The following is a 20924-nucleotide window of genomic DNA, read 5'->3' as shown; positions in this document are numbered from 1 at the left end:
ATCGGGTCAGACGAAGCGGGCGGTGACCGACCCGAGGCCGGCGAAGGTTGCGGTGACGCTGTCGCCGGCGGCGACCGGGACCATCGCGCAGATGGCGCCGGGCAGGACGACCTGGCCGGCCTCCAGGGCGATGCCGCGGGCACCGAGGGTGTTGGCGAGCCAGACGAGGGCGTTGATCGGGGACCCGAGAACGGCGCCGCCGGCCCCGGTGCCGACGACCTCGGCGTTCTTGTGCATGACCCCGCCGGTGAGGCGCAGGTCGACCTCGCGCAGCGGCGTCGGGGTCGAGCCGAGCACGACGGCGCCGGAGGAGGCGTTGTCCGCGATCGTGTCGAACAGGCCGATCTTCCAGTCCCGGATGCGGGAGTCGACGATCTCGAGGGCCGGCAGGACGAAGTCGACGGCAGCGACCGCCTCGTGGACTGTGGCGCCCGGGCCGCTCAGGGTCTTCTTGAGGACGAATGCCATCTCCGGCTCGACCCGGGCCTGGAGGAAGCGGTCCGCCGGGATCGGCATGTGCTCGAGGTAGAAGAAGTCGTCCAGGAGGTGTCCGTAGTCCGGCTCGTTCACGCCGAGCAGCTTCTGCATCGCCGCGCTCGTCAGGCCGACCTTGTGCCCCTTGATCGTTCTGCCCTCGGAAAGCATCCGGGCGATCTGGGCGAGCTGGATCGCGTAGGCATCCTCGAGGTCCATGCCCTCGTAGGTCGAGGTGAGCGGGTCGATCGGCTCACGCGACGCATACGCGCTGAGCAGTCTGTCGGTCGCCTCCGACCGGAGCGTGTCGTCCACGGCAGTCCTCTCTGTGCTGTCCCTCCACGCTAGGGCGGGCGGCGGGGGCCGGGACGGGTCGTTCCTCGTGCGGGAACGGACCCGTGCTCCACCTGCCCCGCCCCTGCCCCGCCATATCTGCCAAATAGGACCGAAACGGCGAACGGTCCCGCTCCCGACCGTTCGCCGTTTCGGTCCTATTGCCAAGAAGTGGCGAGTCGGACCGTCGGACCGACGCCATATCGGTCCTATCGGCAGGAAGTGGTCAGGCGCTGATGCGGGTGTGCGAGATGCGGTTGCTGGCGGCCCGCAGCAGCGGCACGAGCCGCTCGACGTGGGGGGCGATGCTCTCCGTCGGGCCGAAGAGCGAGATCGACGCGACCGCGACGCCTCGGTTGTCGAGGATGGCGACGGCGACCGACGTGGTCCCGTCGAAGGACTCGGACGTGGACACCGCGTATCCCTGCGTGCGGACGTCGGCGAGGACGCGGTCCCAGTCCGCCTCGGTGCGCACCGTGCGACCGAGCCGGGGCGGGAAGCCGGCGGCCCGGCGGGCTTGGTCGACGGCCGGGTTGAAGGCGGCGATGACCTTGCCCGAGCTCGTCGTGTGGCCGGGAAGCCGGCGGCCGACGTGGCCGAGGATGCGCAGGCCGTCGATGTTCTCGATCCGCTCGACGAAGACGACGTCGGGGCCGTCCGGCACGGCGAGGTTGACGGTGAGTCCGGTCATCGCCGCGACCTGGCGCAGCGTCGGGAGCGCGGCGTGGCGCAGCTGGTTGCGGGCCAGTGCAAGGGCGCCCAGCTCGTAGATGTGGATGCCGAGGCGGTACAGACCGGTCTCGCGGTCCTGCTCGACGAAGCCACGGCTGACGAGGGTCTGCAGGAGCCGGTGCGCGGTGGACTTGGCGACCCCGAGCTTGCGGGCGATGTCGGAGACGCCGAGCTCGCCGTCGGTCGCGAAGCACTCGAGGACATCGAGGGCGCTGCCGACCGACTTCAGACCCGAGGTGGCGGCGTACGGCGCACTCGTCGTCCGCTTCGGAGTGGTCGCGCACCAGGCGGTGTCGGCCTCGGCGCGCTCCAGCGGGGTGACGGTGCGCTGGCGCTGCGCGGGGGCGGGAACGTGGGCGGCGACCGACATCGGGTCCTCCTTGACGCGGGATCGTGCTGTTCCTCGAACGGTGCCCGAATCCTGTGATTCCATCAATACATGCGTTCCACTGAGCGGGACGGCCCTGGCGTGTCGGTGCTTGCACGCGCCACCGCTCTTCTCGCCGCGTTCGACGAGCGCTCACCCGTGATCGGCGTCGGCGAGCTCGCCCGCCGCTCGGGGCTGCCGAAGTCGACTGTGCACCGGCTCTGCGGCGAGCTGTGCTCGGTGCGTCTGCTCGAGAGGACCGACGACGGATACCAGCTCGGGCCCTGGCTCTTCGAGCTCGGTGAGCTCGTGCCGACGCACCGCACCCTGTCCGAGGCGGCCCAGCCGATCATGGAGGACCTGCGCGAGGCGACGCACCAGCGGATCCACCTCGCGGTGCTCGATGGGGTCGAGGTGGTCTACGTCAACATCCTCGGAGGCAGCTCGATGGGGCTCTCCTCCCGCGTCGGGGGCCGGCTCCCCGCTCACTCAACGGGCGTGGGGAAGGTGATGCTCGCATACTCCTCGCGGAGCGTGCTCCAGGCGCGCATCGAGGCCGGGCTGCCCCAGCTGACCCCGCGGACCATCACGACGGCCGAGAACCTCGTCGCCGAGATGCGGGCGATCCGCAGCATCGGCATGGCCTTCGACGCCGAGGAGTCGCACGCGGGGGTGTCGTGCGTCGCCGCGCCGGTGTTCGGCGCGGACCGCAAGATCGTCGCGGGCCTGTCGATCACCGGCCCGACCGCCTCACTCGACCCGCGCACGATGGGTCCCGCCGTGCGCACCGCGGCCTTCGTGCTGTCGCGGACGCTGCGCACCGACGGGATCTGACTGGCGCGCGCCTCCGTATGTCACCCGTACTTGGTGCATTGTGGTGCAGCCGGTGCGGTGCTCCGTGTTTGGTGCGCTGTAGCGGCCCAAACGTCGAACACCGCACCGGTTCCGGCGCAGCGCCCCGATCTGGCGGGCGGGTCGGGTCGGCCTCGGTCAGCGGCGGATGAGCGGGGAGTTGACTCCGGCGGCCTTGTCACCCTCGTTGAAGAACTCCTCGCGATAGATGTCGCGGGGGAAGAGCCGCTTGCTCATCAGCGTCTTCAGCGCGGCCTCGACCATGAGCGGCGGACCGCAGAGGTAGCCCTTGCAGCCCGAGAGCGAGGCGTGGTCGGCGGCGAGGACGTCGGTGACCATGCCGTAGCCGTAGGCGTCGGGGTCGTCACCCGACGCTGCGACCTGCTCGGGAGTCTCCTCGGACAGGCAGGGCCGGTAGGTGAACTGGTCGTACTCCGCGGCCAGCGCCCGGAAGAAGTCGACGTCGTAGAGCCACTCCCGGGAGCGGCCGCCCTGGTAGAGGCTCATCTCACCCTCGTAGGTGCCGTTCTCCAGCCCGTGCCGCAGCATCGACTTGATCGGCGCCAGACCGGTGCCGCCGGCGACCATGATCGTGTGGTTGTCCTGGCCGGTGTGCAGGACGAACCGGCCGTACGGACCCGAGACGGGGACCAGGTCACCGACCGCGAGGCTGCTGAAGACCCATCCGTCCGTGCCCCGTCCGCCGGGGACCTTCCGGATGTGGAACTCCAGGGTCCGGGACTGGGTGGGCGGTGAGGCGATGGACCACGTCCGGTCGACGCTCTCGGCCGAACCGTCTGCGGCGGCGGGCACGGTGAACTTGAGGTACTGGCCGGCGTTGAAGGGCATGTCCCGGTCGAGGTCGACGACGAGACGCACCGTGTCGCGGGCGACCTCGTCGATGGAGACCACGGTGCCCACGTAGTCCTCGACCGGGTGCATCTCGATGTCGTCGTCGACGTCGATGTCGGCCTCGATCGTCACATCGCTGCGCGGCCTGGCGCAGCACGTGAGCAGCTTGCCCTCGTCCCGCTCGAACTCCATGAGGGCGAAGGTGCTCGCCTCGCCGTGGTCGACGTCGCCGTCGACGACGTCGACCTTGCACGTCGCGCAGGTCCCGTGGGTGCACGAGTGAGGGAGCCACACACCGGCCCGCAGGCAGGCGTCGAGGATGGGCTGGTCGTCGCGGCAGACGACCTGGCGGCCGATCGGCTCGACGGTCACGACAAACGACTCAGACATCTGATGTCACGTCCTCGTGGGTCTGGAGAGGGAGGCGGAGATCGAGGTGGGGTATGCCGAGCGCCGGACGCGGCACACCCCACCTCGGAGGCGGGTCAGGCGGCGGTGAACCCCAGCACGGCCTTGTGGGTCACGCCGAGGTCGGCGAGGGTCGTCTCCGACGAGACGCCGACGGGCACGGCGTCGCGGTTCACGGCGAGGAACCAGTCGAACTGCTCCCAGCCCTTGCCGGCGTCGAAGTCCGGGTCCTCCTCGTGGTAGGGCACGAACACCCCGGTCCAGAAGTCGGCGAAGGTCATCTGCGGCGACACCCGGAAGGTGGCTGCCGCGACGAACCACGGGTTCCCCTTCCACCAGACGTGCATGAGGATGTCGTCGCCGTAGAGCTCCTGGGCGGAGCGGGAGGCGGGGTTGTACTCGCCGATGGACTTGATTTCGGGGCGGGCGATGGTGTCCTGAAGGGTCATCTCACTGTCCTCCCTCTGCGCCGGCGGCTGCCGGAGCGTGGTCGTTCTCGACGTGGGCGGGGTCGCCGTGCCACTTCAGCCAGTTCTGGTGGTCGATCGACCCGAGGTACTCGCCGCCGTCACCCGGCTCCAGGCCGTACCAGTTCAAGACGTCCGGCAGCGTCGGTCCGCCGCAGTTGCCCTGGTAGATCTGGTGCACCGGCAGCCAGGCCCGGCGGAACTTCACCGGCTCGTGCTCGAAGATGTACTGGCACCCGTCGGAGCAGAAGTTGTAGCGCTCGCCCTCGAAGATGCTCTCCCGCTGGGCCTGGACGAACGGGTCGTCCGCCTCGGTGAAGCCCATCGGGATCTGGCACACCTGGCACAGCTGCGGGAGCCCGCGGATGAAGTGGCGGCCGCCGTTGTCGATGTTGCGCTGCTCCTTCTCCCACAGCTTGCGGTAGGTGGGGAAGGTCTCGGGGTACTGCTCCTCGAGCCAGTCCATGTGCTGGGCCGTGGGGACGGACGTGGTGAACGCCGCGGCGTGGCTGAACTGGTAGAGGATCCAGTAGGCCTGGTGGGAGACGTGCTCCTTCTCCTGGATCGCCTTGTCGACGTGCAGCGGGGGCCGGATGCCGTAGTAGGCGAGGTCCTCGAAGAGGCCCTTCATCATCTGCTCCTCGAAGTAGAGCTCGAAGGCCTCCTTCCAGCTCATGAACTCGCGAGGGAGCATGTAGTCGAGCATCTGGGCGACGAGCGCCAGCAGGCGGTATCCGCGCCAGAACCACTTGTCGAGCCAATACTGGACGATCGGGACGTTCTTCTCGTCCTGCTCGAGGAGGAACTTGATCGCCTCGAGGCCCAGGGTCATGTGCCGGCTCTCGTCGGACTGCGCCGAGAAGCCGAAGGTCATCGTCGGCAGGTCGCCGTTGAACGACGCCCCCGACATGAACGGCACGAAGAGGAGGTTCGTCAGCAGGTACTCGAAGGAGAAGCCGATCGCGATGAGCCACTCGAACGGGCCGGCCGAGAGCGCGTCCTCGAAGAAGGACTTCGGCACCGAGAGGTACCAGACGCGGTCGTGCTGCTGCGAGAAGTTGTGGAAGCCGCCGTAGTACTTGTTGTAGTTCGACAGCGTGTGGATCTCGGTCTGGGCGTGGCGCATCTCGTCGAGGCACTGGCACAGGGCCGCGAACCGCGGGCCGCCGCCCTCGAGGTGCCGGGCCAGCATCGCGAAGTTGCGGTGCGCGTTGTACTCGTTCGGCGCGATGCCCTGGATGAAGAGCTTCATCGCGTTGAGGTAGCTCGCGTCGGTGAGGCTCAGATGGCCCTGGCTCTGCGCGAAGCCGTCGAGCACCGCATACAGCCGCTTGTCCTTCTCGGCCTGGTACTTGGTGTAGGCGTCGACGGTCAGGCGGAAGGGGTCCTCCCACTTGCTCCAGTCGTGGATCGTGATGCCCTCGAAGGTGGTGAGCGGGTAGATCTGCTCCTTCGAGACGTAGCTCGGCTCCCAGTCGAGGTCACGGGTGAGGGCCGAGTAGCGGTCCTTCATGCTCAGCTTGCGCGGAGCCTTCGGTGCGATGGTCATGTGTGAAGTCCTTGTCTCATGGCTGTCTCTCGCTGTTCCGTGGTCGGGCTGTCTCAGTGGTCCCAGGCGATGAGGATCTGGTCGTCGTCCCACTCCTTGATGTGACCGAAGTAGGAGATGATCGCGAGCTGGAACTCGTGGGTCTCCCACTCCCGCCCGAGGCGCTCCTCGACGCTCGTGCGGTTGATGACCAGTCGGCCGGGCGACGTGACGCGGACCAGACCGGGCATGTGGCGCACGGTCGCGTCCTCGTTGTCGGCCTCGATGGCCTCGATGACGGCACGGTTCTGCTCGTTCTCCTGGATGTCGACGCCGACGGGGCGCTCGGCGGTGGCGGTCATGAGGCCACCTCCGTCGCGACACCGAGGGCTGCGTAGGCCGAACGGGTCTGGTCGACGGTCGCGGCGAGGGCGTCCACCGCTCCGGCGTCGACGAGACCGTCGACCGCGGTCATGACCGGTGCGAGCGCCTCGGCCACGGTCGCGAGGGTCTGTGAGACGACCGCGGAGAGGGTCTCGACGTTCGCCGCACCGTGCTCGGGGTCGGCGGCCCACGCCTTGTAGAGCGCGTCGAACCACTTGCGCTGGTCGACGAACCAGGTCGAGAAGTGCTGGGCGATGAGCGAGTACGAGCCGGCGCCGGAGCCGATCGCGACATCGTCGAGGTGGGTGTAGAGCAGCTGGTAGATGACCCGGTCCGTGACGTCGAGGGCCACGATCGCCTTGCCCCAGTCCTGCTCGGCGAGCGTGAGCTCGACGTGCTTGCGCAGTCCCTGCCAGGTCGGGTCCTCGATCCAGGCAGTCTTGGCGACCGCCAGGGGGTCGGCCGTGCCACCACCGAGGGAGATCCCGGCCCGCGAGAGCATCTGCGCGTTCCCGATCCGGTCGAAGGAGGCGTAGGAGAAGCACTGTGTGATCGACGTGCCCCAGCCGTATCGCGCGGCGGCAGCGCTGATCATCTGGGCTGCACCTTCGTAGTGCCGCAGCGGCAGGACGATGTTCTGCAGCACGCCGTGCCAGGCCTCCGGGAGGCGGTCGAACATGCCGCGCTTGTCGAGGTAGGACAGCGTCGCCCCGAAGGCCTCGTGGAGGTCGGCCCGCGCGGACACGTACGGCGTGTAGTAGTACTGGCGCGGGTCCATGTAGGAGTACGGGTCGGCCAGCTTGAGCTCGCTGAAGTCGGGGGAGTAGATCTCCTTGTCCGGCGCCCACAGCGGCTTGTACTGGAAGTGCTCCGAACCCTGGAGGTCGATCGTCCCTTCCTCGTAGCGCGAGGCCGGACGGTCGCCGTAGCGGTTGCTCACGTGGGTGAATGTCTTGCGGCGCGGCTCGATGACCTGCGTTCGCAGCTCGATCTGCACGGGTCCTCCTAGGTGGGTGCTGCTGGGTGGCGGGTTGGGACGTGGCGGGGTCAGACGTTGACGTGGTGGTGGGGGAGACCGGACTCCACGAGGAGTCGGACGACGAGATCGGGAACGGCGTCGGCGTCGGCGAGCTCATGGGGGAGCTCGCTCTCGAACCCGTCGCCGACGAGCCGCCCGTAGGCGGTCCCGTCCTCGAAGGTCGTCGACACCCGAGCGCCGCGGCCGCGGTAGCCGACCGTGAAGGCCAGCTCGTTGGCGAGGATCTCGTCGACGAGGGTCAGGTGCTCGTCACCGTGGGCGAGCACGACGTTGGCCTCGCAGACGAGCTGCTCGGCGAGGGCACGGATCGCGACGTGTCGGTCGGCCCCCGTGCTCGTGGCGATCTTCTGGCTGATGCGCGTCATCGGCATCGGCGCCAGGGCGTCGAGGTCGGCGTCCGCGACGTCGGACTCGTCGACGTCGACGAGCTCGGCGACCCGCAGCATGAACGGGGTCATGGTCACTCCATCTCTCAGGGTCTGTCGTGGCTTCCGGCTGTCGTGTTCAGCTCGACCGCCGTGTTCGGTTCGGCGGGGTTCTGCAGTTCGGCGACGACGGCGTCGGCGCCGGCGGTCGCGACGTCCTTGTCCTGTGCGGCTGATCCGCCCGAGGCACCGACGGCACCGACGAGGACTCCGTCGACAAGTACGGGGACCCCGCCGCCGAAGGCCGCGACCCGGCCGCGCTGCGCGATGCCCTCGCGCACCGCGTCCTCACCGGCGATCGCCTCGTAGAAGTCGTCGGTGCACAGCCCGCCGAAGCCCGTCACGGTCCACGCCTTGTCCTGGGCGATCGAGCCGGAGACTGTGAAGGCTCCGTCCATCCGCGCGAAAGCGAGCAGGCCACCGCTGCTGTCGGTGACGGCCACGTTGAAGGCGCCCCCGATCTCCTTCGCCCTGCGCAGGGAGGCGTCGAGCGCGAGCCGGGCCCCGGCATACGTCAGGACGGTCTCGGTGCGGACCAGCATCGTGGCTCCTCCCAGGGGATGTGGGGTGCTGGAGGGTAGGGGGTACCGCGGCGACGGCGGCGAGGCGCCGCCACCGTCGCCGACGGTGGGCGGGAGGTCAGGTCAGGACGGAGGTGAACGCGTCGTTCAGCTCGCGGGCGTGGTAGAAGACGCCCTTGCCGAGCTTCTCGGGGGTCCACACGCTGACCGGGCGGTCCGGGTAGGCGAGGTAGCCGCCGGCGAAGACCTCGTTGCGGTTGCCGGACGGGTCGAAGAAGTAGACCGTCTGGCCGCGGGTGATGCCGTGGCGGGTCGGGCCGACGTCGATCGGCACGTCGTCCATCGAGAACAGGTCCGCCGCGCGGCCGACCTCGGTCCAGTCACCGAGGCGGAAGGCGAAGTGGTGCAGCTTGCCCTGCGGGCCGGCGAGGACGGCGAGCTGGTGGATCTGGTTGTTGCTCGTCATCCACGTCGCGATGATGTCCGCGTCGTCGTCGAGGCTGGTCTGCACCCGCTCGGTCGCGTAGAAGTCGAAGACCTCGGTGAGGAAGCGGTCCATCATGCCCGGGTCCTCGGCCGTGATGAGCGAGTGGTCGAGCGCGGGGACGCCGACACCGACGAGGTGCCGGGGGAAGGCGTCCGGGTTGTGGGTGCCGACCTCGGTGCCGATGAGCGTCGCGTCGTGGTAGACCTCGAAGACGTGGTCCGAGGGGGTGGTGAAACGGATTCCGTCGCCGATCTCCGGGTTCTCCCCCTTGCTCATCCGCTCGACGGTGACCCCGAAGGTCTGGGCCTTGCGCTCGATGTCGTCGATGTCGCTCTCGTACTGGACCTTCCAGCCGTACTTGACGAGGCCGACGCCACCCTCCTCGAGGACGACCGAGTGGTGGTCCCATTCGTCCCAGGCCTTGTAGAACGTCCGGTTCGCGCCCTCGGGGCTGACGTCCGAGAGGGTCTCGTACAGTCCCATCGTGTTGGCGTAGTGGTCCTTGGCCTCGGCCATGTCCGTGACCCGGACGTGGGCGTAGCCCAACCTCATGACTCCCATGTGCTGTTACTCCTTAGTGGTCGCGCCGGCCATGTCGGCCTGCGCTCGGGCCAGGGCCTCGGCGCGCTGCCGGGCCTTGTCGTTGATCTGACGGAGGAAGGGGTTGACGAGGCGGACGTTGCCGTCGCGCATCTCGATCGTGATGTCACCGTCGGGGACGGCGCGGCAGCTCAGGCAGGTGCCGTCGGTGCGCTCCTCGGCGGTGATGACGGTGTCGGCGATGGGCCGGTTGTAGGTGAACGTGCCCGCGCGGCAGTCGACCTTGCAGATCGCGCACCCGCCGCGGCGGCAGCCGATCGTGTAGGCGTAGCCCGCTTTGTAGAGCCCGCTCAGCACGGTCTCCTCCGGCTCGAGGTAGATGACCTCGCCGGTGGGGTGGATCGTGACGTTCGGCACGGGGCGCTCCTTCGCGCGGGCTCATGCGGTTCTGCTCGGCGGCCGTGGGTGGTGCTGGCCGGCGCTCAGCCGGTGTGGCTGTGCTGCGGCCGTCCTCAGCCGTTGGTGAAGAGCCTGCTGCCAGTGTCCTCCCCCGGCCACGCACGTTCCCGACAGCGGAACGGGGAGGGAGGGTGTGGGCCGTGGGCGCGGGTGGCCCGGAGCCGGTGCGTTCTTCCTGGACCGGCGCGTTGCGGCGTGTTCGGTGCGCTGTAGCGCGCCAAACGTCGCGGTGCACGCCAAACGCGGCGGAACGCACCGGTGGCGAGGCGGCAGCCTGTCGCCGGCTGCGTCAGGGGGAGAGGCGGTCCGCCAGCCGGCCGAGGAGGGCGGCCAGGGTGTCCTGCTCCTCACGGGAGAGGACCGCGCCGAAGACCTGCTCGGTATGCGCGCGCCGGATCGCGCCGATCTCACCGACGAGCTCGTGCCCGGCTTCGGTGAGCGTCAGCGTCATCGCGCGACGGTCGGACGGGTCGGGCTCACGGCTGACGAGCTCCCGTTCGACGAGGGCGTCGACGACCTCGGTCACCGAGCGCGGCGCCACGTGCAGCCGCTCCGCCAGGGCACCTGGGCGGATCGAGCCCTCCGCCGCGATCACCCGCAGCGCCCGCGCCTGGTGCGGCGCCAGCCCGGTGTGCGCGATCTGGTCCGCCCACCCGCGACGCAGCCCCCGCGCCACCGCCATGAGCGACCCCTCGAGCGCCGCACCCGAGGAGTCGGGCCGATGCTCGTGGGCGACCCCGGGAACCTGGCCCCGATCGGAGTGGAGGCGCTCGCTGGACATGCGCCGAGCATACCGGATTTGGAGTTAACCAGATAATGAGGTAACCTCTCTATATAGCACCCTCAGGACCCTTCCTCTTCAGACACGGAGGCGCCGCATGGACGACGGCATGAACACCCACACCCGCTCCGGTCACGGAGAGCGCGGCGGGGGCGGTAACGGCGGCAGGGCCGCCCGGATCGACCCGGCCGACCGCGCCCAGCTCGCCGAGAGCCCCGTCGAGATCCGGCGCGTGCTCGCACTCTTCGGACCGCACCGCCGCGCCCTCGGGATCGTCACCGCGATCATCGTCGCGACCTCGGCCATCTCGATGGCCCAGCCGTTCCTCGTCCGGGCCGTCATCGACGACGCCCTGCCCAGCCAGGACGTCACGCTCCTGCTCTGGCTCGTCGGCGGCATGCTCGCCGTCGCGGCCACGACCTCGCTGCTCGGCGTCGTCCAGACCTGGATGTCCTCCGACGTCGGCCAGAAGGTCATGCACGGACTGCGCACCCAGGTCTTCGCGCACCTGCAGCGGCAGTCGATGTCGTTCTTCACGCGCACCCGCGGCGGGGAGGTGCAGAGCCGGCTCACCCACGACATCGCCGGCATGCAGTCGGTCGTCACGACGACCGCGACCTCGATCGCGAGCAACGTCACGACCGCGATCGCCACGGCGATCGCGATGGTCGCGCTCAGCCCCCGGCTCTCGCTGCTCTCGCTCGTCGTCATCCCGCCGGCGGTCTACCTGACCCGCCGCGTGGCCCTGCTGCGCCGCGAGATCACCGCGCGCAAGCAGCGCGAGCTCGCGACCCTGCACTCCCAGGTCGAGGAGGGGCTCTCCGTCAGCGGCGTCCTGCTCACCAAGACCCTCGGCGCCGGCTCGGCCGCGACCGACCGCTTCGCCCTGACCTCTGAGCGCCTCGTCGGCCTCGAGCTGCGCAGCCAGCTCGCCGGCCGCTGGCGGATGGCCACGATGCAGATCATCTTCGCCGCGATCCCGGCGATCATCTACCTCGCCGCCGGCTTCCCCGCGACGAGCGGCGGGATGACGATCGGAACCCTCGTCGCGTTCACCGCGCTCCAGGGTGCGATCTTCCGCCCGCTCATGGGCATCCTCAACATCGGCGCGCAGTGGATCTCGTCGATGGCGCTCTTCAGCCGGATCTTCGGATACCTCGACCTCGTCGCCGAGGTGCCGGAGCCGCGCGAGCCGGTGCACCTCGACCCGACCACCGTCCGCGGTGAGGTCGCCTTCGAGCAGCTGACCTTCGCATACGAGCGGGAGGGGCGGCCCGCGCTCGACGGGATCGACCTCGTCGTCCCCGCCGGCACCAGCCTCGCGCTCGTCGGCGACACCGGCTCCGGCAAGAGCACCCTCGCCTCGCTCGTCTCCCGCCTGCGTGACCCCAGCTCCGGCGCGGTGCGCATCGACGGATACGACCTACGCGACCTCGACGAGTCAACGATCACCTCGATGGTCGGGGTCGTGACGCAGGAGACCTACCTCGTGCACGCCTCGATCCGCGACAACCTCCTGCTCGCCAAGACCGACGCCACGGACGCCGAGCTGTGGTCCGCGCTCGCGGCGGCCCAGGTCGCCGACCTCGTCGCCTCGCTGCCGACCGGCCTCGACACGGTCGTCGGCGCGCGCGGGCACCGGTTCTCCGGCGGTGAGAAGCAGCGGATCGCCGTGGCCCGCACCATCCTGCGTGACCCGCGGATCCTCGTCCTCGACGAGGCGACGAGCTCGCTCGACAACCGGACCGAGCGCGCCCTGCAGCAGGCCCTGGACACCGTCTCGCGGGGCCGGACGACGATCACCATCGCGCACCGGCTCTCCACGGTCGAGCACGCCGACCAGATCGCCGTCCTCGAGGCGGGCCGGGTCGTCGAGCTGGGTCGCCACGAGGAGCTGCTCGCCCTCGGCGGACGGTATGCGGCGCTCGCCTCCGCCGCCGCTCGCACCGAGGCGCTGGCCGGGTCTCTCGCCCGGGCGGCATGAGGTGGCGCGCTCCGCGGCGACCACTGGGGGACGGAAACCTCGGCTTCGGGAGACAAAGGTTGTCTCCCGAAGCCGGTGGTTCCCGCCCACACACGAAGAGCCTGGACGGGGAGGTCACCCGCCGAAGTGCGCGAGGATGCGGCCGACGGCGTCGGCCCGCTCCTCGTCGCTCGCGAGCTGCTCCAGCCCGAAGCCGAACATCAGCGTGTCGGGCGTGGCGACCCCCGAGAAGAGGTTCGAGAGTCCGTCCGCCCGCTCCCAGTCGCTGAGATTGTCGGGGCTCGAGTCCGGTGCGCCGAGAACGCTCCACGCACCGAAGCCCGTCTCGAACCCCTCCTCCTGCGACGGACCCGCGGTCGTGACCAGCGCGGTGTCATCGATGATGACCCCGAGCCCTCCGGTGAACGGGTCGGTGACATAGCTGACGACGAGCTCGATCTCCTCGCCCACATAGTCGGTGAGGTCGAACGAGACCGGGATCCAGCCACCCGAGGAGCCGGTCATCGCATTCCACTCACCGGTGGATCCCGGCGTCGTGCACGGGTCGCCGAGCGTGATGTAGTTCAGCAGCTGCGGGTGCGTCTCGATGTAGAACCCGGCCTCGCACTCGGTCGGCAGCGCCGAGGACGTGGCAGCCCCCGACTCCTCGAGTGTGGTCCAGTCCGGCGGGTTGGCGCCGAGGGTTCGGACCTCGACGAGGACGTTGTCGTATCCCGGCTCGAGGTCGAAGGCGATCTGCGCCGTGAACGCCGGTGCGTCGGCCGCCGTGAGACCGGTCAGGTCGAAGGTGCGACCGAGGCGCTGGTACCCGTCATCGACATGGCCGGCCGCCGCCGCCCAGGCCCCCTCGACGGCGGCGAACGGGTCGGGGAACTCGGTCACACCCATGCTGTCGAACTGCGGGAACTCGTCCACCGGCAGCACGTCGCTCGTCGCGACGAACGCGCCCGCTTCTTCGACGGGGTTGTCGACCGTGGCCGGCCCGCCGAACGTCCCCTCGAACCCCTCGAACGGCGGTGCGGTACCCGTCGTGCTCTCCACGCTGAGCGGCGTGCGCGAGTATGCGCCCAGCCAGTACTGCGTGAAGTCGTCGGCGAGCAGGAGACAGTCGGAGAACGGGTCGGAGGTGACCACACACTCCTGGTCCGGGGCGCCGTCCAGGCCGTAGTAGATCCCGCCGAACAGACCTCCGCCCAGGCCGTAGTAGGCCGTCGTCTCGCCCGCATACGCCAGCTTGCCGCCCTCGTTGAGGTAGTCGCGCATGGCGACCGTCAGGTACTGCTGACGCTCGGCCACCGCCAGGTCGGGGAGCTCGGCCGCGCCGTAGCGGATCAGCTCGTCCTCCGGGTCCTGGGTGAGGCGGTTGTCGCCGAGGTACCAGAGGGCAGCGTCGAAGTGCGAGAGCACTCCGAGGTGGTGCGGCACGCCCTGGGCGTCGACGTCCCAGGTGGCCGGGGTGACCCCGTTGGCCTCGAGGGCCGCGACGTGTGCGGCGAGGTACTTCGGTTCGGTCGTGGTGTCCGGGTAGTCGGGGTTGACCCCCGTGTAGTCCTCGTTCGCGACGACGAGGACGGGGCTGCCGGAGTCCTCGACCAGCGCATACGTGAATCGCTCGCTCTCCACCGGCCCGGCCTGGCCCGGACCGACGTCAGCCGCGGTCGCCGTCCCGGTGAACCACACCTCGACCGAGTCACCGGGCGCGGCCCCCTGGACCAGGCCGCGGTACTCGGCGTAGTAGTCGTCGGCGTCCTCGCCGTAGCGCTCCCCGCCGGTCCACTCGGTGAGTGGTCGTCGTACGGTCGCGCCGCCGTTGACCGAGTAGTTCAGCATCTTGGCCCGGATGGCCCGCTTCGCCGTCACCGACACCGGCTGGGGATCGCCGTAGGAGACCTCGAAGCTGTCCACCCGGAAGTCCTCGGCGTCACGGTCGACGACCGAGACCGGGTCGTCGGGGTCCAGGGCGGACTCGGCGACGGCCAGTGCGAACGGCACGTTCTTCTCGTACTCGGCCCGGATGAGCTCCTCGTCGTCGGGGAAGTTGAACACGCTCTGGCAGTCCGCGGCGTCCCACTCGTCGTCCGGGACCGCGTCGGACACCGTGTAGCACGTCGACATCTCGGGAGTGAAGCCGAGCGTGCCGTAGGCATCCTGCATGTGGCCGGTGGTCTCACCGTTCGTCGTGTAGAGCTCCGCGGAGATGTCCGGGTCGTAGCCCGGCACCGCCGGGTCGGCGTCGTCGCCGACCATCGCCTCGTAGATCACGTCGTCGGGCGACGGCGTGGCCACCTGCCACCCGACACCGTGCAGGAGCAGCTCGGCAGCGGAGTGGTAGTTGACGAGGAACTGTGGGGTGATGCGGGCGAACAGCGCGTCGAGAGCCTGCGTCTCGGGCTCAGAGCTGGGCTCGGGACCTCGATACGTCTCACTCGCGGGGATCGGCGAGGAGCCCTCGTTGTCGTAGCCCCAACGGGTCGCGAAATTGCGGTTGAGGTCGACGCCGTCGCCGGGCGTGATGGCACCGTCGCCGTTGTTGTCGGCGAGGTTCTTGCGCCAGAGTCGGTTGCCCTCCTCGAAGGTGAAGTCGTAGCCGTCGGGGTTGGCGACCGGGACGAACCACATCTCGGTGGTGTTGACGAGGTCGGTGATGCGCTGGTCCGTGCCGTAGCCGCCGAGGATGTCGTCGAGCAGCCGGCGCACCATCTCGGGAGTGATCCACTCACGCGCGTGCTGGGCACCCACGAAGACAGTGGTCGGGCGCTGGCCCTCCTTGACCCTCCCCACGTTGCGCGTTACGCGCACGGCGGAGATGTCCGTCCCGTTCACCGTCTGCCCGATGACGACGTGGCGGGCGATCGTCGGGTTGTCGGCAGCGCGCTGGACCAGCTCCTCCTGGATGCCGCCCTCGCCGAGGTACTGGTCGTAGACCGTCTGCTGCACCCCGAAGGTCCGCAGTCGCGACTGCGGGGCGGACTTCTGCTCGAGCGCGGCGCCGGCTGCGTCGAGCTGGGCGGCCTGGTCGCTGCTGAGGATGACCTCGACCTCGATCTCGCCGGGTCCGCCCGGGGCTGGACCAGCGACGATGTCGTGGCGGTCGACCCCGAGCCCGACGATGGCCGCGAGACCGTCGGCGTCCACAGTGCCGGTATAGACCGCCAGGAGGTCGTCCACGCCGCCCGGTGAGGGGGCCGCAAGCAGCGTCGGTGTGCTCACCCCCGTCATGACGATTGCCGCAGTGGTCGCGATGGCGAGTCGACGGAACATCGAACCTCCCGGGTTCAGACGTGATCCGGCCCATGCTCCTCCCCCTGTTATGGGCTGGTCAAGGTCCTGAACGGCAGGGGATGGAGGGGGTCGCAGGGGAGGGAAGGAGAGGTCGAAGGGAGTCGACGGGGGGCAGGACGGTGGTTCACGGGTGGGGTCGAAAGGTGGCGAGGGAGTCGACGGGCCGGGACCGGTGCGATGTTCCACCGACCGGTGCGAGATCTCGCACCGAACTGATGACTTCGCACCAAACGCGGGGAGGGGGAGGGCATCAGCCGTAGGTGTCGCGCGGCCCCCGGCCGCCGGCGGTGCGGCGCGGGCCGCGCGACCACGACGGCGCGGTGGGGCCGACGATCCGCAGCTCCACGACGACACCGGCCCCGACGTCCTCGGTGATCCGGGCGAGCAGCTGGCTCTGCATGAGCCGCAGCTGGGTCGCCCACGCCGTCGAGTCGCAGCGCACCGTCAGCACCCCGTCCTCGAAGGTCACCGGAGCGGCGTGGGCCGCGAGCTCGACTCCGACGATCTGCGGCCACCGCCCCATGACCGAGCCGGCCGCCACGTCGACGTCCCAGCCCCGGTCCGCGACGATCGCCTCGACCTGGTCGCCGATCAGCGCGAAGTCCCGGCCGTCGCGACGCCCCTCGCCCGCACCGCCACTGCCGACCCGCCGACGACGCTGCGGAGCCGACCCCGGCCGCAGCCCCGCGTCCGCGGCCTTGGCACGAGCCCTGGCCAGCGCAGCAGCAGCAGCGTCGACGTCCTCGCCGCCCTCGGCACCGGCACCGGGAGCCCTGGCACCGGCGCCGACATCGCGCTCGTCCGGTCCACTCACCCCGGGACCACCTCCCCGTCCTTGACCCAGAACGTCTGCCCCCCAAGCGATTTCGGGACGTCCTCGCCGACGGCGGCCGTGATGATCACCTGCTCGCAGTCGCCGATCATCGCCGCCAACCGCTCTCGCCGACCGGAGTCGAGCTCGGCGAACACGTCGTCGAGGATGAGCACCGGATCGTCGTCGAGGTCGGCACGCAGCAGGCGGTACGCAGCCAGCTTCAGGCCCAGGGCGAAGGACCAGGACTCGCCGTGACTCGCATACCCCTTGGCGGGCAGCTCGCCGAGGGTGAGCACGATGTCGTCGCGGTGGGGACCGACGAGGCCGACCCCCCGCTCGACCTCCTGCGCCCGAAGCCGCTCGAGCGACTCGAGCATCAGCTCGGCGAGCTCGGCCGGCTCCGGCACGTCCCCGCCAGCGATCCGCGCGGCAGCCCCCTCGTGCAGCGACGACTCGTAGCGCACCCGCGCCTCTCCCGCTCCATCGCTGACCTGAGCGTATGCCTGGGCCAGATGCGGCCCGAGGTCGCGCAGGATCCGCAGCCGCGCATAGAGCAGCTGCGAACCCACCTGCGACAGATGGGAGTTCCACACATCCAGCGTGTGCAGCGCACTGGCCCGCGCCTCGTCCACCGGCTCCTGATCCGGCCGCCGCGGCCGCGACGCCCCCCGGTTGCCGCGCCGCAGCACCGGCGCGGCCGACTTCAGCAGTGCGTTGCGCTGCTTGACGATCCGCTCGTAGTCGCCGCGCACCCCCGCCCAACGTGGCTGGCGGGCGACGAGGAGGTCGTCGACGAAACGCCGCCGCGTGCCCGGGTCGCCCTTGACGAGCGAGAGGTCCTCGGGCGCGAACAGCACCGTGCGCAGCGTCCCGAGCACGTCCCGCGGCCGGGTCTGCGCGGCCCGGCCGAGCCGCGCGCGGTTCGCCCTGCCCGGGTTGATCTCGAGCTCGACGAGCTGTTCGCGGGTATCACGCACGACCGCGCACCGGATGATCGCCTGGTCGGCGCCGAACTTCACGAGCGGCGCATCGGTCGCCACCCGGTGGCTCGCGAGCGTCGCGACGTAGCCGATCGCCTCGACCAAATTCGTCTTGCCCTGCCCGTTCTCGCCGACGAGCGTCGTCACCCCCGGCACGAGCGGCAACTCGGCCCGGTCATAGCTGCGAAAGCTCGCGAGGGACAGGTGACGGACGTGCACAAGGCGAGGGTATGCGGTGGTCCGCTACTCGTCCGTCGCGCCGGACCCGCTGGTCGGGCCGGCAGCCGCCGCACCCTTGCCCTTGCGCGGAGTCGACCCGGAGCCGCTCGAGGGCCCGGCCTCGGCAGCCTCGCGACCCTCGGCAGCGGCCTTCTTCGCAGCCTGCTTCGAGGGTTTGCGGGCGCTCGGTCCCTCCTTGCGCTCGACCTTGGCCCGCGCCTCGTCCGGGGTCTTCGGTCCCGCCGCCGCCTCGGCGCGCAGCTCCTTGGCCTCGTCCACGGTCATCACCTGGTGACCGCCGAACTGTCCACGCAGCGCCGAGACCGCCTGCATGGCCGGGCTGACCTCCTGTCGCGAGGCGAACCTTGCGAACAGGGAGGCCGAGATGACCGGCATGGGCACGGCGAGCTCGATCGCTTCCTCGACGGTCCACCGCCCCTCGCCGCTGTCCGAGGCGTAGTCGGCCACGTCGTCCAGGCCCGGGTTCTCCTCGAGCGCCTTGGCCATGAGGTCGAGCAGCCACGACCGCACGACGGTGCCGCGGCTCCAGGCCTTGAACGAGCCGGGTACGTCCTTGACGATGTCCTTCTTCATGAGGAGCTCGTAGCCCTCGGCGTAGGCGTGCATCAGGCCGTACTCGATGCCGTTGTGCACCATCTTCACGTAGTGCCCGGCACCGGTCTCGCCGGCGTGGACGAAGCTCTCCTCGCGCGGCCCCTCCGGGCGGAGCGCATCGAAGATCGGCATCGCCTTCTTGACGTTCGCCTTGGTCCCGCCGACCATCAGGCCGTAGCCGTTGTCGAGGCCCCAGATCCCGCCGGAGACACCGCAGTCGACATAGCCGATCCCCTTGGCCCGGAGCATCTTGTCGTGCTCGATGTCGTCGGTGAACCGACTGTTGCCGCCATCGATGACGAGGTCGCCCTTGTCGAGAAGATCGGCCAGCTTGGCGACCGTGTCACGGGTCGGCTTGCCGTGCGGCACCATCACCCACACCACCCGCGGGGCATCGAGCGCCTTGACCATCGCCGCGAGGCTCTTGACGTCGGACACCTCCGGGTTGCGGTCGTAGCCGACGACCTCATGCCCGGCGCGGCGCAGGCGCTCCCGCATGTTGCCGCCCATCTTCCCCAGACCGATCAGACCCAGCTGCATGGTGCCCCTTCGTTCGTCGCCTTCGTTCGGTTGCCGTATGCGGTGCTCGGGTTCGGTGCTCAGGTTCGGTGCTCTGGACTGGCGCTCGGGTGAACCGACGACCCGACCACCGCATACCTCTCCAGCAGGCTAGTCCTCGCGAGAGTGCGTCGCAGGGATCGCGGGGGCGGGCCTCGTCAGCCGGCGAAGCGGACCGGCATGAGCACGTAGCGGTAGGAGGTGTCGGGCTCGCCGTCCTCCTCCTCCTGGCCGGAGAGAACCGCGGGCCGGCTCGATTGCGTGAAGGCGAGGCGGCTGAACGTGGTCCCCACGGCGCCCAGGCCGTCGAGGAGGAAGTGCGGGTTGAAGGCGATCTCGATGTCCGGGCCGGTGATCTCGGCGCCGACCGCCTCGGATGCCTGGGCGTCCTCGCCGGTGCCGGCCTCGATCGCGACCTGACCCTCAGCGAACCGCAGCCGGACGGGCGTGTTGCGCTCGGCGACGAGCGAGACCCGCTTGACCGCCTCGACGAGGTCCGCCGTGCGGATGACGGCCTCCGTATCGGTCGACGTGGGGAAGATCGAGGTGACTTTGGGGTACTCACCGTCGAGGAGTCGCGAGGTCGTGCGGCGCGAGCCGGCCTCGAAGCCGATCAGTCCGTCCCCGCCGGCGGTCGAGCCGAGCGCGAGGTCCACCGAGGCGGACGCACCGAGCGCCCGGGCCGTCTCGCTCAGGGTGCGAGCCGGGATCAGGCCGACATAGGACACGTCGGAGGACGCCGGCCGCCAGCTGAGCTCACGCATCGCGAGGCGGTACCGGTCCGTGGCGAGCAACGTCATCCTGTCGCCGTCGATCTCGAGCCTGACCCCGGTGAGGATCGGTAGGGTGTCGCCGCGGTCGGCCGCGACCGACACCTGCGCCACCGCCTGGGTGAACGTGTGGCCGTCGATCGAGCCACTCGTCTCGGGCGCTACCGGCAGGCTCGGGTAGTCCCCAACGGGCATCTGCAGCAGGCTGAAGCGCGAGGAGCCGCAGGCCACCTCGACCTTGTTGCCCGAGACGGCGACGTCGATCGGCTTGTTGGGCAGGTTTCGGGAGATGTCGGCCAGGAGGCGACCGAGGACGAGGACCGTTCCTCCCTCCTCGACATCGGCCGGAACCGAGATGCGGGCCGAGACCTCGTAGTCGAACGCGGACAAGGTGATCGTGCCGGCCTCGGCATCGGCGGAGAGCAGCACACCGGCGAGCACCGGCACCGGTGGGCGGGCCGGCAGGCCGCGCGCGACCCAGGTCACGGCGTCGGCGAGGGTGTCGCGTTCAACCCTGAACTTCACGAGGACCGTCCTTCGTCTGATCACACAGGTGCGGACGTCACCGCAACCGGTGACCCGCGAGGTTTGGCGACCCGGTGGGCGTACGGGCTGCTCGTGAAGGGCCGCCGTCATACAGGGAGATGTCGACAGAACTACACAGCGCCGGGCACGACACCAGGTGGGCAGGCCAGTCTTGCATGGTTTCTTCCGTGCAGGGCCGGAAGTTGTCATTCATGCGCCCACTCGGCCGACCCGGCACCTCGCTCTTCCGTGTCGTTGTCGGAGCACCGGGATATGTGGCTCTAGGTCTCGTAGTCATCATCGGGGCGGTGGACGATGTGGATATCAGGCGTTTGCCCAGGTCGGATCGCGCGTCGCCGATGTTGACGAGCTGGGCACCGCCATCCCCGGCCGACGACGGCACTGTTGACGGCGGTTCGTCATCCACAACGAGATCCACATGGTGGGAGTGTTCACCCACAGGTCGTCTGCCGTTACGCACAGGTCACGACCATGTCGTGAACAGAGGGCGGACTGTGCTTGTTCTGC

General features: G+C 69.7%; 19 protein-coding genes. 2 read left to right on the top strand and 17 right to left on the bottom strand.

What is annotated here, in order from left to right; all coding sequences use genetic code 11:
• Positions 1-6: 6 nt before the first annotated feature.
• Positions 7-789, bottom strand: a complete 783-nt coding sequence (locus tag GA707_RS06435) for a 2-keto-4-pentenoate hydratase (RefSeq protein WP_226963566.1) — start codon at positions 787-789, stop codon at positions 7-9.
• Between the two features lie 244 nt (positions 790-1033).
• Positions 1034-1909: an IclR family transcriptional regulator gene (locus GA707_RS06430; RefSeq protein ID WP_152177562.1), complete on the bottom strand. Its 876-nt coding sequence runs from the start codon at positions 1907-1909 to the stop codon at positions 1034-1036.
• Positions 1910-1978: 69 nt separating this feature from the next.
• Between GA707_RS06430 and GA707_RS06425 the strand changes: the two genes are divergently transcribed.
• On the top strand, positions 1979-2740 hold the full coding sequence (locus GA707_RS06425; RefSeq protein WP_152177561.1) for an IclR family transcriptional regulator: 762 nt from the start codon (positions 1979-1981) through the stop codon (positions 2738-2740).
• 156 nt (positions 2741-2896) lie between these two features.
• On the opposite strand, the gene GA707_RS06420 is transcribed toward GA707_RS06425, so the two are convergent.
• The 10 genes from GA707_RS06420 to GA707_RS06375 form a co-directional block, all read right to left on the bottom strand.
• Positions 2897-4000, bottom strand: coding sequence for an NADH:ubiquinone reductase (Na(+)-transporting) subunit F (locus GA707_RS06420; protein ID WP_152177560.1), 1104 nt, complete (start codon positions 3998-4000; stop codon positions 2897-2899).
• 95 nt (positions 4001-4095) lie between these two features.
• A complete protein-coding gene (locus GA707_RS06415; protein WP_152177559.1) occupies positions 4096-4467 on the bottom strand; it encodes a phenol hydroxylase subunit P4 in 372 nt (123 codons plus the stop codon).
• A gap of 1 nt (position 4468) precedes the next feature.
• A complete protein-coding gene (locus tag GA707_RS06410; protein WP_152177558.1) occupies positions 4469-6034 on the bottom strand; it encodes a phenol 2-monooxygenase in 1566 nt (521 codons plus the stop codon).
• Between the two features lie 53 nt (positions 6035-6087).
• The gene (locus GA707_RS06405; protein WP_152177557.1) at positions 6088-6375 is read right to left on the bottom strand and encodes an MmoB/DmpM family protein; all 288 of its coding nucleotides are present in this window, start codon (positions 6373-6375) and stop codon (positions 6088-6090) included.
• A complete protein-coding gene (locus GA707_RS06400; RefSeq protein ID WP_152177556.1) occupies positions 6372-7394 on the bottom strand; it encodes a phenol 2-monooxygenase in 1023 nt (340 codons plus the stop codon). Before GA707_RS06400 ends, GA707_RS06405 begins: the two co-directional genes overlap by 4 nt.
• A gap of 50 nt (positions 7395-7444) precedes the next feature.
• Entirely contained in the window at positions 7445-7894 is a 450-nt protein-coding gene (locus GA707_RS20745; protein WP_193315195.1) for a hypothetical protein, read from the bottom strand.
• 14 nt (positions 7895-7908) lie between these two features.
• Complete coding sequence (locus GA707_RS06390; protein WP_152177555.1) at positions 7909-8403, bottom strand: heme-binding protein; 495 nt, start codon at positions 8401-8403, stop codon at positions 7909-7911.
• A 97-nt stretch (positions 8404-8500) separates the two neighbouring features.
• Positions 8501-9430 (bottom strand): catechol 2,3-dioxygenase, encoded by a 930-nt coding sequence (locus GA707_RS06385; protein WP_152177554.1) that lies wholly within the window; start codon positions 9428-9430, stop codon positions 8501-8503.
• 6 nt (positions 9431-9436) lie between these two features.
• Entirely contained in the window at positions 9437-9826 is a 390-nt protein-coding gene (locus tag GA707_RS06380; RefSeq protein WP_152177553.1) for a 2Fe-2S iron-sulfur cluster-binding protein, read from the bottom strand.
• Positions 9827-10157: 331 nt separating this feature from the next.
• The gene (locus GA707_RS06375; RefSeq protein WP_152177552.1) at positions 10158-10649 is read right to left on the bottom strand and encodes a MarR family winged helix-turn-helix transcriptional regulator; all 492 of its coding nucleotides are present in this window, start codon (positions 10647-10649) and stop codon (positions 10158-10160) included.
• A gap of 97 nt (positions 10650-10746) precedes the next feature.
• On the opposite strand from GA707_RS06375, the gene GA707_RS06370 reads away from it, so the two are divergent.
• Positions 10747-12633 carry an ABC transporter ATP-binding protein gene (locus GA707_RS06370; protein ID WP_226963565.1) on the top strand — a complete coding sequence of 629 codons (1887 nt, stop codon included), beginning with the start codon at positions 10747-10749 and terminating at the stop codon, positions 12631-12633.
• A 114-nt stretch (positions 12634-12747) separates the two neighbouring features.
• Here GA707_RS06370 and GA707_RS06365 read toward each other — a convergent pair whose 3' ends face one another.
• From GA707_RS06365 to dnaN, 5 genes are all read right to left on the bottom strand, one after another.
• Complete coding sequence (locus tag GA707_RS06365) at positions 12748-15894, bottom strand: M14 family metallopeptidase (RefSeq protein ID WP_152177551.1); 3147 nt, start codon at positions 15892-15894, stop codon at positions 12748-12750.
• A 271-nt stretch (positions 15895-16165) separates the two neighbouring features.
• Complete coding sequence (locus tag GA707_RS06360) at positions 16166-16729, bottom strand: DUF721 domain-containing protein (RefSeq protein WP_152177550.1); 564 nt, start codon at positions 16727-16729, stop codon at positions 16166-16168.
• Positions 16726-17928 (bottom strand): DNA replication/repair protein RecF, encoded by a 1203-nt coding sequence (recF, locus tag GA707_RS06355; protein ID WP_152177549.1) that lies wholly within the window; start codon positions 17926-17928, stop codon positions 16726-16728. The genes GA707_RS06360 and recF overlap by 4 nt, the downstream gene beginning before the upstream one ends.
• Positions 17929-17952: 24 nt before the next feature.
• Entirely contained in the window at positions 17953-19083 is a 1131-nt protein-coding gene (gnd, locus tag GA707_RS06350; protein ID WP_152177548.1) for a phosphogluconate dehydrogenase (NAD(+)-dependent, decarboxylating), read from the bottom strand.
• A 176-nt stretch (positions 19084-19259) separates the two neighbouring features.
• Complete coding sequence (gene dnaN / locus GA707_RS06345) at positions 19260-20396, bottom strand: DNA polymerase III subunit beta (RefSeq protein ID WP_152177547.1); 1137 nt, start codon at positions 20394-20396, stop codon at positions 19260-19262.
• Between the last annotated feature and the right edge of the window lie 528 nt (positions 20397-20924).

It is taken from the genome of Nostocoides sp. F2B08, from assembly GCF_009184895.1.
Lineage (GTDB): Bacteria > Actinomycetota > Actinomycetes > Actinomycetales > Dermatophilaceae > F2B08.
Note: the sequence above shows the minus strand (reverse complement) of the source record. Positions and strands in the feature narration are given on the sequence as shown.